Raw genomic sequence first — 12,605 nt, forward strand, 5'->3', positions numbered from 1 at the left:
TGGCGTGGCGAGTTCGCGGCCAAGCTGCTGCCGCGATCGGCAATGTGCTTAGAGGTCAGCCGAAGGCAGGGCAAGTTTTCGTCAGCCCGGCACGTGATTTGGTTTGTGTCGCAAGGCTTTACCAAGCAAAGCTTTGAGATCAGCAGCTTCGCTTGATTCTTCGAGGGTGACGTGGCCGGGACGATCGATCCTTCCGCCTATCGTGACGCCGTGGTCGTGCTCGCCACGGCCGGCGTGATCGTGCCCTTCGCCAAGCGTTTCCGGGTCAATTCGGTCGTTGCCTTCATGGCCTGCGGCGCCTTGCTCGGCCCTTATGGTCTCGGCGGCCTCGCTGCCAAGATTCCCTTCCTCGGCGCGATCACCGTCTCGAATGCGGAGGCGCTCGCCGGTCCCGCCGAGCTCGGCGTCGCCTTCCTGCTCTTCGTCATCGGGCTCGAGCTCTCCTATGAGCGCCTGATGACCATGCGCAGGCTGGTCTTCGGGCTCGGCCTCGGCCAGGTCGCGTTCTCGGCCACAGTGATCAGCGCCATCGCCTATGGCTTCGGCCAGCCGGCGGCCGCGGCGCTGCTGATCGGCACGGCGCTCGCCCTGTCCTCGACTGCGATGGTGGTCGAGCTGCTATCGGCGCACCGCCGCATCACCTCCTCGGCTGGGCGCGCCAGCTTCGCGATTCTGCTCTGCCAGGATCTTGCGGTGATTCCACTGCTCTTCCTGGTCAGCGTGCTCGGCGCGCAGGAGAACGGATCGCTGCTCGCTGGCCTGACCCAGGCGCTGCTGCAAGCGGCCGCGGCGATCGCCGCCATCGTCGTCATCGGCCGCGTCGCCATGCGCCCGCTCTTTCGCCTGGTCGCCTCGACTGATTCATCCGAGAGCTTCATGGCGGCGACCCTGCTGGTCGCGCTCGGTACCGGACTGATCGCGGCCGGAGCCGGGCTCTCCATGGGGCTGGGCGCCTTCATCGCCGGGCTGCTGCTGGCCGAGACCGAGTATCGCCGCGCCATCGAGGTCACGATCGAGCCGTTCAAATCGCTGCTGATCGGCGTCTTCTTCCTGACTGTCGGCATGAGCGTGAACCCGGCCGCACTGGCGGCTCAGCCGGTCGCGATCCTGAGCATCGCCGCCGGGCTCTTCCTCGCCAAGGTGGCGATTACCTTCCTGCTTGCCCGCTACTTCAAGCTATCGCGGTCGACCGCGCTCGAAACCGCGATCATGGTCGGCCCGGGCGGTGAGTTCGCCTTCGTGCTGCTGACCGCTTCCGTCGCCGCCAAGCTGGTCGACCACAACGCTGCGGCATTGGTGCTCGCCGCTGTCTCGCTGACCATGATCTTCCTGCCGCTCGCCGCCCGCATGGCACGGACGCTGTCGGCCCGCTTGGTTCCGGTGGCGAATCTTCCAGCGGAGGCGAGCATCCTGCCGCCGGATGACCGCGCGCCACGCGCCATCGTCGTCGGCCTCGGCCGCGTCGGCAGGCTGGTCGGCGAGATGCTCGAACAGCACAAGGTTCCCTATATCACCATCGATGCTGACGCCGCGCTGGTGGCGACGCAGCGCCGCGCCGGGCGACCAGCCTTCTATGGCAACGCCACCAAGCCGGATTTCCTGCGGCTCTGCGGCCTCGAAGAGGCGACCGCGCTGATCGTCACCATCGACAACCAGCGCGCTGTCGACGAGACGGTGACGGCAGCGCGCGCGCTGCGGCCCGATCTCGTCATCGTCGCCCGCGCCCGCGACGCCAAGCATGCCAGGCATCTCTACGAGATCGGCGTGAACGACGCCGTGCCGGAGACCATCGAGGCCAGCCTGCAATTGTCGGAAGCCGCGCTCGTCGGCCTCGGCGTGCCGATGGGCCTTGTGATCGCCTCGGTGCATCAGAGGCGCGATGACTTCCGCAGCGAGCTCAAGCCGGCGAGCGCGCCGCAGCCCGCCCTCCCGCGCCATGCCCGCTCACGCAGGCTGTGATACTGCGCGCCCGATCTACGCGAATTCTTTCCGCTCTGTCGGCTCGAGCCGCACCGACAGCGTAGTCGGCGCCGGCACCGGCTCGGTGCGCACCGTCGTGCCGACCGCCGCAGCCAGCATCGCCCGGCGCATATGACCGTAGAACTGCTCGGCGCTGCTGCGCCAGCTATGATGGGCCGCGAGTTCGAGCCCAGCCTCGCGCGGCAGACGCAGCGCTGCGAGTGCGGCACTGCGTAGATCCTCGTGCAACACCGCGGCCTGGCTGCCAGCGAAGACGTCGCTCGGTCCCTGCACCGGGAAGGCGGCGACGGGAAGCCCGCTCGCCGCCGCCTCCAGCAGCACGATGCCGAAGGTGTCGGTCAGGCTCGGGAAGACGAAGACGTCGGAAGAGGCGTAGATCGCAGCCAACTCCTCGCCCTCGCGCGCACCCAGGAAATGCGCATCCGGGAAGGCGCGCTTGAGGTCGGCGCGAGCCGGCCCGTCGCCGACCACGACCTTGCTGCCCGGCAGGCGCAGCGACAGGAAGGCTTCGAGGTTCTTCTCGACCGCAACCCGACCAACGCTGAGGAAGATCGGCCGCGGCAGGTCGAGCACGCTCTCGGGGCGCGGATGGAACAGGGAGAGATCGACGCCCCGCCCCCAGCGCAGGATGTGCTCGAACCCGTTGGCGCGCAGCTCAGCTTCAACGGTAGCGGTCGAGACCATCACCCCGGCTGCCGGCCCATGGAAGCGGCGCAGGAAGCGGTAGCTCCAGCTTTCCGGAATGGGCCAGCGCGCCGCGACATATTGCGGAAAGCGCGTGTGATAGCTCGTGGTGAAGGTCCGCTTCTGGGCGAGGCAGACAGCCCGCGTCAGCCAGCCGATCGGCCCTTCGGTCGCGATATGGATATGGTCTGGGCCGAACTCGGCGATGCGCTTGGCGACGTGGCGGCGCGTCGCCAGCGCGATGCGGATATCGGGGTAGGACGGCAGGCCGACCTGCCAGAAGCCTTCCGGCGTCAGCATATGCGGAGTGACGCCGAACTCCGGCGCCGCCTCGACCATGCGTTCCAGCGATCGCACGACGCCGTTGATCTGCGGCCGCCAGGCGTCCGTCGCGATCAGGACGCGCATCACGCGGCCTCGACGAGGCTCGGTATTGGCGCCGGGCGTGTCGCAGCTGGTGCCGGCAGCGCCGGCTTCTCGCCTGTGAGCCGGTGCTGCGGCCAGCGGATGATCTCGAAGCGGCCGTCGTCGTGCTCGACCACGGCCGTGCAGCTTTCGACCCAGTCGCCGGTGTTGATGTAGGTCAGCCCGTCGATGTCGCGCTGGGCGGCGTGGTGGATATGGCCGCAGATCACGCCATCGGCCTTGTGCCGGCGCGCCTCGTCGGCGAGGCACTGCTCGAACTCGCCGATATAATTCACCGCGTTCTTGACCTTGTGCTTGGCCCAGGCCGAGAGCGACCAGTGCGGCAGGCGCAAGACGCGGCGCACCCGGTTGATGCCGTGGTTGAGCACCAGCGCGACCGTGTAGGCCCAGTCGCCAAGGAGGGCGAGCCATTTGGCGTTGCGCACCACGAGGTCGAACAGGTCGCCATGGATCACCAGCATGCGCTTGCCGTCGGCGGTCTCGTGGACGATGTCGTCGACCAGCGTGATGCCGCCGAACTGCAGGCCGGTATAGTCGCGCAGGAAGTCGTCGTGGTTGCCGGTGACGTAGATCAGCGTAGAGCCCTTGCGCACTTTGCGCAGCAGCTTCTGGACGACGTCGTTGTGCGCCTGGGGGAAATACCAGCCGCTCTTCAGCCGCCAGCCGTCGATGATGTCGCCGACCAGGTAGATTTTCGGCGCGTCATAGGCGCGCAGGAACTCCAGCACGAGGTCCGCTTGCGCTCCGCGCGTGCCGAGATGAAGGTCGGAGATGAAGATGCTGCGAACCTGCTTGGCGTCGCTGTCGTCGCTCATGCTCGCTGGCCTATCTATTGCGATGCCTGCGGCGTGTGTCTGATTTGCACTACGCTTTGATGACGCGGCGGCGAAACCGTGCTTTGCCTCCCTCACAGAAACGGAACCTTCCGGGAGACAAAAGATGGATCTGGGTATTGCCGGCCGCACGGCCATCGTGTGCGCCTCGAGCAAGGGGCTGGGTCGGGGCTGTGCGCAGGCGCTCGCCGAAGCTGGCTGCACGGTCGTCGTCAACGGCCGCGACGCCAAGACGCTGGAGGAGACCGCGAGCGCGATTCGCGCCAGCACCGGCGCCACCGTGATCGCGGTCGTCGCCGACGTCTCGACCAAGGCAGGCCAGGACGCGCTGCTCGCGGCCGCGCCCAATCCTGACATCCTCGTCAACAACAATGGCGGCCCGCCACCCAAGCCCTTCCGCGAGGTGACGCGCGAAGCGCTGCTCGAAGGCCTCGCGCAGAACATGGCGACGCCGCTCGAACTGGTGCAACGTGTCGTCGACGGCATGATCGAGCGGCGCTTCGGCCGCATCATCAACATCACCTCGGCGAGCGTGCTGACTCCGCTGACCGGGCTCGACGTCTCCTCCGGCGCCCGTGCGGGCCTTACCGCCTTCCTGTCCGGCGTGGCGCGCGAGATCGCCCATGCCAACGTCACCATCAACAATATCCTGCCGGGCGTGTTCGACACGGACCGGATCAAGACCGCGACAAACAAGGTCGCCGAGATGCAGGGCATCAGCATCGAGGAAGCGACGAAGCGGCGGCTCGCTGCTGTCCCGGCCGGCCGCCTCGGCACGCCCGACGAATTCGGCAAGCTCTGCGCCTTCATTTCCAGCGCCCATGCCGGCTACATCACCGGCCAGAACTTCCTGATCGACGGCGGCTCGTTCCGGACGAACTTCTGACACCTGGCCGGCCGGGGCGTGTCAGAGTGCGCCCCGGCTCTCTCCTCCAGAACCAAACTGAGACCGATGACCATCGCCTATCGACGCGCCGTCCCCGAAGACACGCCCGCCTGCGTCGTCCTGCGCGGCAAGACACGGGAGAACGCCTTCTCGGTCGAGCGGCTGGCCGCCGCGGGTGTCACGCTCGAGAGTTGGCGTTCTGCCATCGCCGACGGCAGCCTGCCGGGCCATGTCGCGACCGTTGGCGATGAGATTGTCGGCTATTGCTTCGGCGAGCGCGAGACCGGCGAGATCGTCGTGCTGGCGTTGCTCCCAGATCACGAAGGACAGGGAGTCGGGAAGGCCTTGCTGAAGCTGGTCGTCGACGAACTCAGGGCGCTCGGCTTCGCCAGGCTGTTTCTCGGCTGCTCGTCCGACCCGGCCGTGCGCTCCTATGGCTTCTACCGGCATCTGGGCTGGACCTCGACCGGCACATTCGACGACCGGGACGACGAGATCCTCGAATATCGCCTGACCTGAACCGCATTCGATCGCGTCCCGCATCGCGCCGGTCCGATTTGCAACATCGGTGCTTGGAACGGCTCCACGCTCGTGGTCTAAGGAATGGAAGTCTTGCACAAGACTTCCATTCCTCCTGCCCGACCTTTTGCCTTGTCACCGCTCCTCGGCATCAGCCTCAAGCTGCTTTCGGCCCTGACGTTCACGCTGATGTCAGCCGGCATCAAGACGCTGGCCTCGCGCTATCCGACCGGCGAGCTCGTCTTCTTCCGCTCCTTCTTCGCGCTGATCCCGCTGATCATCTGGCTGGCCTGGCGCCATGAATTCCCGGAAGCGCTCAAGACGAGCAATCTGCGCGGCCATCTCAAGCGCGGCGTCATCGGCTCGACCGGCATGTTTCTCGGCTTCGCCGCCCTGCATCTGCTGCCGCTCTCGGACGCGGTCGCGATCGGCTACGCCGCGCCCCTGATCGTGGTGGTGCTCGCGGCGCTGATCCTGAAGGAGCGCGTCCGCATCTACCGCTGGACCGCCGTCGCGGTCGGCTTCCTCGGCGTCTTGCTGATGCTCTCGCCGCATATGGGCGCGCAGGCCTTCGGCCATGGTCTCTCGGGCGGGCCTGCCATCGGCGCCCTGCTCGCGCTCGGCGGCGCCTTCTGCGCCGCCTTCGCTTCGATCGAGGTCCGGCTTCTGACCCAGACCGAAAAGACCGGCGCCATCGTCTTCTACTTCATGTGCATGACATCGCTGCTCGGCCTGCTGACGCTCGCGCTCGGCTGGACCGTGCCGGACTGGAAGGACTTCCTGCTGCTCGTCGTGATCGGCGTGCTCGGCGGCCTCGGCCAGATGCTGCTGGTCCAGGCCTATCGCTATGGCGACGCCTCGCTGATCGCGCCCTTCGAATATTCGACGATGATCTGGGCGACGGCGCTCGGCTGGTTCGTCTTCGGCGAATGGCCGGTCCTGGCCGTGCTCATCGGCTCGCTGATCGTGATCGCTTCAGGCATCTACGTCATCCTGCGCGAGCAGCAGCTCGGCCTGCTCAAGAAGGAAACCCGCGAGGCCGGCCCGACCCGCTCGGTCTGAACCTGCTCGACTTGCCGCTTGGAGCGATCCGAGGCATTGTCCGCTAAGACAAACAATCGTTCTCTTTCCCAAACGGGCAAATTCCTAAACGGGCAAGGGGCGACGGCAGGCAAGAGTGCAATGGGTATCGAAACCAGGGAACGTGGCGGCCGCGAGATAGAGTCGGGCGCACAGGTGATCTCCGGCCAGCTCGGCAAGACGATCCAGCGGTTGCGCAAGGCCTATAATCTCTCGCTCTCGGAGCTGGCCGAACAGTCCGGCGTCGCCAAGTCGATCATCAGCCAGATCGAGCGCAACGAGACCAATCCGACGCTGGCGACGATCTGGCGGCTGTCGCAGGCGCTCGACGTCTCGATCGAGCGCGTGCTCTCGACCAACGAGGAAGAGGCCTTCATCGAGAAGATCGCCCGATCGGATACGCCGATCCTGGTCTCGGAAGACGGCAAGCTGCGCCTCGCCATCATCGGCTGGATCAAGACCGTCGAATGGCTGCAATGGTACGAGGTCAGCGCCGAGCCCGGCGGCGAGCTCGATTCGGAAGGCCATCAGCGCGGCTCGATCGAATCGCTCTCGGTCAGCGCCGGCGAATTCGAAGTCGAGGTCGGCGGCATCACCCAGCGTGCCAAGGCCGGCGAGACCCTGCGCTATCGCTGCGACCGCCAGCACGTCGTCCGCTGCGTCAGCGGCCAGCCGGGCACGGCCTTGATGGTCTGCATCCTCAAAGCGGCAGTGATGGACTGAGGGCCGCTTCGTAAAGCAGCCCCAGCCTTCATCTCCTTACCCACCAGCGGTCTTCTGCGGCCGCGGTCGTCCCTGCACGGCTGGCAGCGACTTCAGATATTCCGCCATCGCCAACCGGTCGGCATCGGACAATTGCGCCATGTTGCGCACCACTGCCACCATCGAGCCGCCGACGCTATCGAAGCTCGGCGTGAACCCGCTCTTGAGCAATTCGGCGATCTCGGACTTCGACCACTTTCCAAGACCGTCTTCGGCCTGGGTGATATTCGGCACCCAGCCCTTGCCCTCCGGGTCCGGCCCGCCGGCGAAGCGCGTCGCCTGGACGATGCCGCCGAACTGGTTGCGGCTGGAATGGCATTCGGCGCAATGGCCCGGCCCGTTCACGAGGTAGGCACCGCGATTCCACTCCTCGCTCTTGGCTGGATCGGCCTTGAACGGCGTCCCGTCGAAGAACAGCAGCTTCCAGCCACCGACGGCGCGGCGGATATTGTAGGGGAAGCCGAGCTCATGGCCGGGCGCCCTGCCCTCAACCGACGGCAGCGTGCGGATATAGGCGAGGAGATCGGCGACCGCCTTTGGGGGCATCAGCCGGTACGAGGTGTAGGGAAACGCCGGATAATAGTGCTGCCCGGAAGGTGAGACGCCAGCCGTCATCGCCTGGATGAAGTCGGCCGTGCCCCAATTGCCGATACCGTCGCGCGTATGCGGCGAGATGTTCGGCACATGGAACTTGCCGAAGGGCGAGTCCAGCGCCAGCCCACCGCCGAGCCTGGTCTTGTCGTCCTGCCCCGGCGTGGCATGGCAGGAGGCGCAGCCGCCGGCTGCGAACAGAAGCTTGCCGTTCTCAATGTCGGGCGCCGGCAGCGTGCCGACCTCGGGGCCCGGCGAGACCACCCGCGGATCGGTGAGAACGAAGAAGCCGGCAATGCCGAGCGCGATGAAGACCAGAAGCGTGATCAGCAGGCGGCGCATCGATTCCTCGTCAAGTTGTCCCTGGCAAACAACGCCCGTGTCGCGACCCGGTTCGCTCCGGATGCCGCCGACACGAAAGGAGCGGGCCTCTGCAAAGAAGCTCGCTCCTTAGATCAGGTCAAATCGGGGGCGTCAGGCCGCCATCACTTCTTGATGCGATAGGTCTCGTGGCAGCCGCCGCAATTCTTGGTGGCGTCGCCGAAGGCAGTGCGGAAGCCGGCAAGATCGGTCACGGCCGCACCCTTGCCAGCATCGGCCTCGAACTTGGCGAAAGCGGCCTTGAAGCCAACCTGGTCCTCCCATATCTTCGGCGCCGCCGTGGTCTCGCCGCCGGTCTTGGCGGTGTCCGGATAGAGGCCCGGCATCTTCTTGGCGGCATCGCCATAGGCCTTGAACACCGCCTGCGCCTTGGCGGCATCGAACGGTGCCTCGCCCTTGGCCATCGCCGCACCATCGCGCGTCGCACCGCCAACGCCTTTCATCGTGTCGCGCCGTTCGGCGATCGGATTGGCCTGGGCCAGAACGGCGGAGACACCGACGGCAAGGCCGAGGGCGACGAAAGCAGAGCGAAGCATGCGCAGGAATCCTCCGGAAGACATGCGCCCGAACAGGCGCTGTTTTTAACTCTTCCAGATCAACGCACGGGCACGACAGCGCCAAGTCGCATTGTCGTGAAACTCCTTGCAGAGAGGCAAGCACCTCCTTGCATCAGAGCAGATATCCCGCGGCTTTCAACGTCCCAAACACCTTGGCTGGCGTCGCCGGCATGTCGATCGCCTTGATCCCCGCGGCGCGGTCCAGCGCATCGACCATGGCGTTCATCACCGCCGGGCAGGCGCCGATCGCGCCGGCTTCGCCCGCGCCCTTCACGCCGAGGGCGTTGGTGACGCAAGGCACGTTGCGCGTCTCGAAATGGAAGTTCGGAATGTCGATCGCGCGCGGCAGCGCATAATCCATGAAGGTCGCGGTCAGCATCTGGCCGGATGTGTCGAAGCGGATTTCCTCCATCAGCGCCTGGCCGATCCCCTGCGCCGCGCCGCCATGAACCTGGCCCTGCAGCATGATCGGGTTCAGCGTCACGCCGAAATCGTCGACCACGACATAGTTCTGGATCTCGGTGCCGCCGGTTGCCGGATCGACTTCGAGCTCGACCACATGCGTGCCGTTCGGATAGGTCGCCTCCGGCGGCGTCCAGCTCTGGTGGACGCTGAGTTGCTCGGCCTTGGCGCCGGGCAGGTTGGCGATCGCCTTGAGATCGAGCTTCTTGTCGGTGCCGACGATGCGGACGGCGCCGTCGACGATCTCGAGATCGCCGGGGCTGGCTTCGAGCGCATCCGAAGCCAGGCTCTTCAGGTTGTCTGCAAGGATGCCGGTCGCCGCGTTGAGGGCCGCGCCGCCGACGGGGATCGAGCGCGAGCCGCCCGTGCCGGAGCCTGTCGCGACCTTGTCGGTATCGCCCTGGATGACCTTGATGCGGTCCATCGGGATGTCGAGATGCTGCGAGACCAGCTGCGAATAGGCGGTCTCGTGGCCCTGCCCGTTTGATTGCGTGCCGATCAGCACGGTGACCGTGCCGTCCTTCTCCAGGATCACGGTCGAGCTCTCCGGCCCGCCACCGCCGCAAGCCTCGATATAGCAGGCGAGCCCAATGCCGCGGATCTTGCCGGCCTTCTGCGAGGCTTTCAGGCGGCTCTTGAAGCCCTTCCAGTCCGCCACCTCCATGGCGCGGCGCATATGGCCCTCGAACTCGCCGGAATCGTAGACCGGGCCGGTCTGCGTCTTGTGTGGCATCTCGCTCGGCTTGACGAAGTTGAGCGCACGCACCGCATCTGGCGTCTTGCCGGTTTCGCGTGCGATCGCATCGACCAGCCGCTCGATCAGATAGGCGGCCTCGGGCCGCCCGGCGCCGCGATAGGCATCGACTGGCGTGGTGTTGGTGAAGACGCCGCGGAAGCGCACATGCACCGCCGGGATGCTGTAGCAGCCTGGCGTCATCGTCGTGCCGACCCAGGGGATGAAGGGCCCGTACTGCGAGAGATAGGCGCCCATATCGGCGGCGAGATCGACCTTGAGACCGATGAACTTGCCGCGCTTGTCGAGCGCCATCGTCGCGGTGCTGAGATTGGCGCGGCCATGGGTGTCGGCGAGGAAGTGCTCAGTACGATCGGCGACCCAGCGCACCGGCCGCTTCAGCATCTCGGCTGCGACCATGGTCAGCGGGTATTCGCGGTACATGAAGATCTTGGTGCCGAAGCCGCCGCCGACATCGGGGGTGATCACCCGGATCCGGGACGGGTCGACCTTGAGGATATAGCCCGCGAGGATGTCGCGCGTGCCATGGCTGCCTTGGCTACCCAGCGTCAGGGTCCAGCGCTTGTCCGCCTTGTCGTATTCGGCGATGCAGGCGCGCGTCTCCATGTAGTTGGAGGCGAGGCGATTGTTGACGATGGTGACCGAGACGGTGCGGTCGGCCTTGGCGAAGGCCTCTTCAGTCTTCTTGGCGTTGCCCTGCTCCGCCTCGAAGGCGACGTTGCCGGCGCGGTCAGACCAGACCTGCGGCGCCTTTCCGTCGAGCGCCTCGGCGATGCCGGTGATCGAAGGCAGCGTCTCGAATTCGATCTCGATCGCCTCGGCGGCGTCACGCGCCTGGTCGAGCGTCTCGGCGACGATGAAGGCGATCGCCTCGCCGACATGGCGCACCGTGTCGACCGGCAGCACCGGCACATGCGTCGGCTTCACGCTCTCGCCGGAGATTTCCTTGATCAGGCCCTTGCAGGGGATATCGCCGAGATGGGCGACATCCTCGCCGGTCAGGATCAGCTTGACGCCCTTGCTTTTCCGAGCCGTTTCCTTGTCGACGATCCTGAACCTGGCGTGCGCGTGCGACGAGCGCAGCACATAGGCGTGCAGCGCGCCCTCGACCGCGGTGTCGTCGGTGTAGCGGCCGGTGCCGGTGGTCAGGCGCTGATCCTCGACCCGCCGCACCGGCTGGCCCATCCCGAACTTCATCGGACGCATCGGCAAACTTCCTTCGGATCACTCGAATGAGAAAGACTGGCGCAGGATCGCCGCGCCGTCACCCCGGTCCGCACGAAGGGGCCGGGATGCGCGAGGCGCAAGCAGATGGGTCTTGAATTCAGCGGATCATGCGCGCGGCGCTGTCGGACATCGTCACCATCATATTATAGCTGGAGACGATCCGGTTGGCATCGCCCGCCGCGCCCTTGCGGACATCGCCCTTCGACTTGCCGAGCTTCTCGCGGAAGTCACGCAGCGAGCCGAGCCAGGTGCTTGCCGAGGAATCGATCATCGGCACACCGGACGGGTTATTATCCTTGAAGCGGTCCATCTCCTTGATCGCGCCGGAATAACCGGCCAGCGCCGTGTCGAAGGCGGCAAGATCGACGATCGGCCGCTCATTGCTCGGCATCAGGTCCATCACGGCGCGGGCATGGATCATGATGTTGCGCAGCTGCCAGCGGGCAAGGCGGCCCTCGCTCGCCTCGATCGCCGCGAGTTCGCGGGCGTCGATGCCCTTCTTGTAGGCGTTGAGCTGCACGTCGAACTGGGCCCGCTCGCGCAGGAAAGCCTCCGCCGCCGGCACCATCTTGGCGTGCAACTCCCGGCCCTCAGCGACATTGTCGCCGCGATAGTCCTTGCGCTCGTAATAGCGCTCGGCCCGCGTGATCAGCGGCGCGAGTTCCTGATAGGCGGCGATGAAGCGCTTCACCGCGCCATCGAGCTCCGGCTGGGCCGGCGCCTGGCCGGTCGCCGCCTCGGCCTTGGCGATCTCGTCCTTGACGTCATAGAGGCTGTAGAGCCCGTAATCGATGTAGCGCTCCTTGCCGGTCGGGCCCTTCTTCAGATCGACCCAGCTCTTGTAACGATCCCAGGACTCGATCGCCCTGAGTGTCCGGTTGGCGAGCGAGGTATAGGCGTTCGACTTGGCGATCGCAGCCTGCAGCTCCGGATCCTGCGCCGGCCGCTTCGCTGCGTTCTGCGGAGCCGCCTGCGCAAAAGCGAGCGGGGCTGCAGAAGCAGTGCAAAGCAGGGCTGCGAGGGAAAGGCTCAGCAGACGGATGGCCTTCATCAGGGCACCTTTGGTCGACCGCGGCCGGGTTTGAGGCCGCGCCACGTTATCGGCTCTGGCGTGGCGGACCGCAACCGCAAGACGCGCTGGAAGCGCCTCAGTACTCCACCGGCTCGCCGCGCATCGCCCAATCCTTGAAGCCGCCGATATAGTGGCTGTCGATGTCGAGCCCGGCCGCCTGCGCGAACTCCAGCGCCCGCAGCGAGCGCACGCCGGCGGCGCAGGAGAGCACGATGCGCTTGCCGGGCTCATCCGGCAGGTCGGCGGGATCGAACTGCGAGAGCGGCAGCGAGACCGAGCCGGGAATACGCCCCGCCGCGAACTCGTGCGGCTCGCGCACGTCCACGATCAGGATCGAGCCGTCGGCGAGCCCCGCCTTGACGGCGTCGATGTCGAGGTCGTGTACGATCAT

Annotated in this window: 12 protein-coding genes; 5 read left to right on the forward strand and 7 right to left on the reverse strand. The window is 66.3% G+C overall.

The features are described 5' to 3' along the window. Positions 1-171: 171 nt before the first annotated feature. Complete coding sequence (locus ACSQ3M_RS12065) at positions 172-1,959, forward strand: cation:proton antiporter domain-containing protein (RefSeq protein ID WP_436150330.1); 1,788 nt, start codon at positions 172-174, stop codon at positions 1,957-1,959. A 15-nt stretch (positions 1,960-1,974) separates the two neighbouring features. Here the strand turns inward: ACSQ3M_RS12065 and ACSQ3M_RS12070 are convergent, their stop codons facing one another. Continuing rightward, entirely contained in the window at positions 1,975-3,072 is a 1,098-nt protein-coding gene (locus ACSQ3M_RS12070) for a glycosyltransferase family 4 protein (RefSeq protein WP_436150331.1), read from the reverse strand. Continuing rightward, entirely contained in the window at positions 3,072-3,905 is an 834-nt protein-coding gene (locus ACSQ3M_RS12075) for a UDP-2,3-diacylglucosamine diphosphatase (RefSeq protein WP_436150332.1), read from the reverse strand. Before ACSQ3M_RS12075 ends, ACSQ3M_RS12070 begins: the two co-directional genes overlap by 1 nt. Before the next feature lie 124 nt (positions 3,906-4,029). Here ACSQ3M_RS12075 and ACSQ3M_RS12080 point away from each other — a divergent pair, with 124 nt between their 5' ends. The 4 genes from ACSQ3M_RS12080 to ACSQ3M_RS12095 all read left to right on the forward strand — a co-directional run bounded on the left by ACSQ3M_RS12080 (position 4,030) and on the right by ACSQ3M_RS12095 (position 7,131). Then, a complete protein-coding gene (locus ACSQ3M_RS12080; RefSeq protein ID WP_436150333.1) occupies positions 4,030-4,809 on the forward strand; it encodes an SDR family oxidoreductase in 780 nt (259 codons plus the stop codon). A 66-nt stretch (positions 4,810-4,875) separates the two neighbouring features. Continuing rightward, positions 4,876-5,328, forward strand: a complete 453-nt coding sequence (locus tag ACSQ3M_RS12085) for an N-acetyltransferase family protein (RefSeq protein ID WP_436150334.1) — start codon at positions 4,876-4,878, stop codon at positions 5,326-5,328. Between the two features lie 132 nt (positions 5,329-5,460). Next, positions 5,461-6,390, forward strand: coding sequence for a DMT family transporter (locus ACSQ3M_RS12090; protein ID WP_436150335.1), 930 nt, complete (start codon positions 5,461-5,463; stop codon positions 6,388-6,390). A gap of 120 nt (positions 6,391-6,510) precedes the next feature. After that, positions 6,511-7,131: a helix-turn-helix domain-containing protein gene (locus ACSQ3M_RS12095; RefSeq protein WP_436094123.1), complete on the forward strand. Its 621-nt coding sequence runs from the start codon at positions 6,511-6,513 to the stop codon at positions 7,129-7,131. Positions 7,132-7,167: 36 nt separating this feature from the next. On the opposite strand, the gene ACSQ3M_RS12100 is transcribed toward ACSQ3M_RS12095, so the two are convergent. The 5 genes from ACSQ3M_RS12100 to ACSQ3M_RS12120 all read right to left on the reverse strand — a co-directional run bounded on the left by ACSQ3M_RS12100 (position 7,168) and on the right by ACSQ3M_RS12120 (position 12,605). Continuing rightward, positions 7,168-8,103: a c-type cytochrome gene (locus tag ACSQ3M_RS12100; protein ID WP_436150336.1), complete on the reverse strand. Its 936-nt coding sequence runs from the start codon at positions 8,101-8,103 to the stop codon at positions 7,168-7,170. A gap of 143 nt (positions 8,104-8,246) precedes the next feature. Further along, positions 8,247-8,678, reverse strand: a complete 432-nt coding sequence (locus ACSQ3M_RS12105) for a c-type cytochrome (protein ID WP_436150337.1) — start codon at positions 8,676-8,678, stop codon at positions 8,247-8,249. Between the two features lie 133 nt (positions 8,679-8,811). Beyond that, positions 8,812-11,121: a xanthine dehydrogenase family protein molybdopterin-binding subunit gene (locus ACSQ3M_RS12110; protein WP_436150338.1), complete on the reverse strand. Its 2,310-nt coding sequence runs from the start codon at positions 11,119-11,121 to the stop codon at positions 8,812-8,814. Between the two features lie 118 nt (positions 11,122-11,239). After that, entirely contained in the window at positions 11,240-12,193 is a 954-nt protein-coding gene (locus tag ACSQ3M_RS12115; protein WP_436150339.1) for a YiiG family protein, read from the reverse strand. A 97-nt stretch (positions 12,194-12,290) separates the two neighbouring features. Next, entirely contained in the window at positions 12,291-12,605 is a 315-nt protein-coding gene (locus tag ACSQ3M_RS12120) for a rhodanese-like domain-containing protein (RefSeq protein ID WP_436150340.1), read from the reverse strand.

The sequence above is a fragment of the Allobosea sp. LjRoot90 genome, from assembly GCF_964254315.1.
Lineage (GTDB): Bacteria > Pseudomonadota > Alphaproteobacteria > Rhizobiales > Beijerinckiaceae > Allobosea.

Bases quoted from the DNA above. Each gene is read 5' to 3' on its own strand.
- ACSQ3M_RS12100 (WP_436150336.1), bottom strand. From the start codon at position 8,103: ATGCGCCGCCTGCTGATCACGCTTCTGGTCTTCATCGCGCTCGGCATT.
- ACSQ3M_RS12120 (WP_436150340.1), bottom strand. From the start codon at position 12,605: ATGATCGTACACGACCTCGACATCGACGCCGTCAAGGCGGGGCTCGCC.
- ACSQ3M_RS12095 (WP_436094123.1), top strand. From the start codon at position 6,511: ATGGGTATCGAAACCAGGGAACGTGGCGGCCGCGAGATAGAGTCGGGC.
- ACSQ3M_RS12080 (WP_436150333.1), top strand. From the start codon at position 4,030: ATGGATCTGGGTATTGCCGGCCGCACGGCCATCGTGTGCGCCTCGAGC.
- ACSQ3M_RS12085 (WP_436150334.1), top strand. From the start codon at position 4,876: ATGACCATCGCCTATCGACGCGCCGTCCCCGAAGACACGCCCGCCTGC.
- ACSQ3M_RS12070 (WP_436150331.1), bottom strand. From the start codon at position 3,072: ATGCGCGTCCTGATCGCGACGGACGCCTGGCGGCCGCAGATCAACGGC.
- ACSQ3M_RS12115 (WP_436150339.1), bottom strand. From the start codon at position 12,193: ATGAAGGCCATCCGTCTGCTGAGCCTTTCCCTCGCAGCCCTGCTTTGC.
- ACSQ3M_RS12110 (WP_436150338.1), bottom strand. From the start codon at position 11,121: ATGCGTCCGATGAAGTTCGGGATGGGCCAGCCGGTGCGGCGGGTCGAG.
- ACSQ3M_RS12105 (WP_436150337.1), bottom strand. From the start codon at position 8,678: ATGCTTCGCTCTGCTTTCGTCGCCCTCGGCCTTGCCGTCGGTGTCTCC.
- ACSQ3M_RS12075 (WP_436150332.1), bottom strand. From the start codon at position 3,905: ATGAGCGACGACAGCGACGCCAAGCAGGTTCGCAGCATCTTCATCTCC.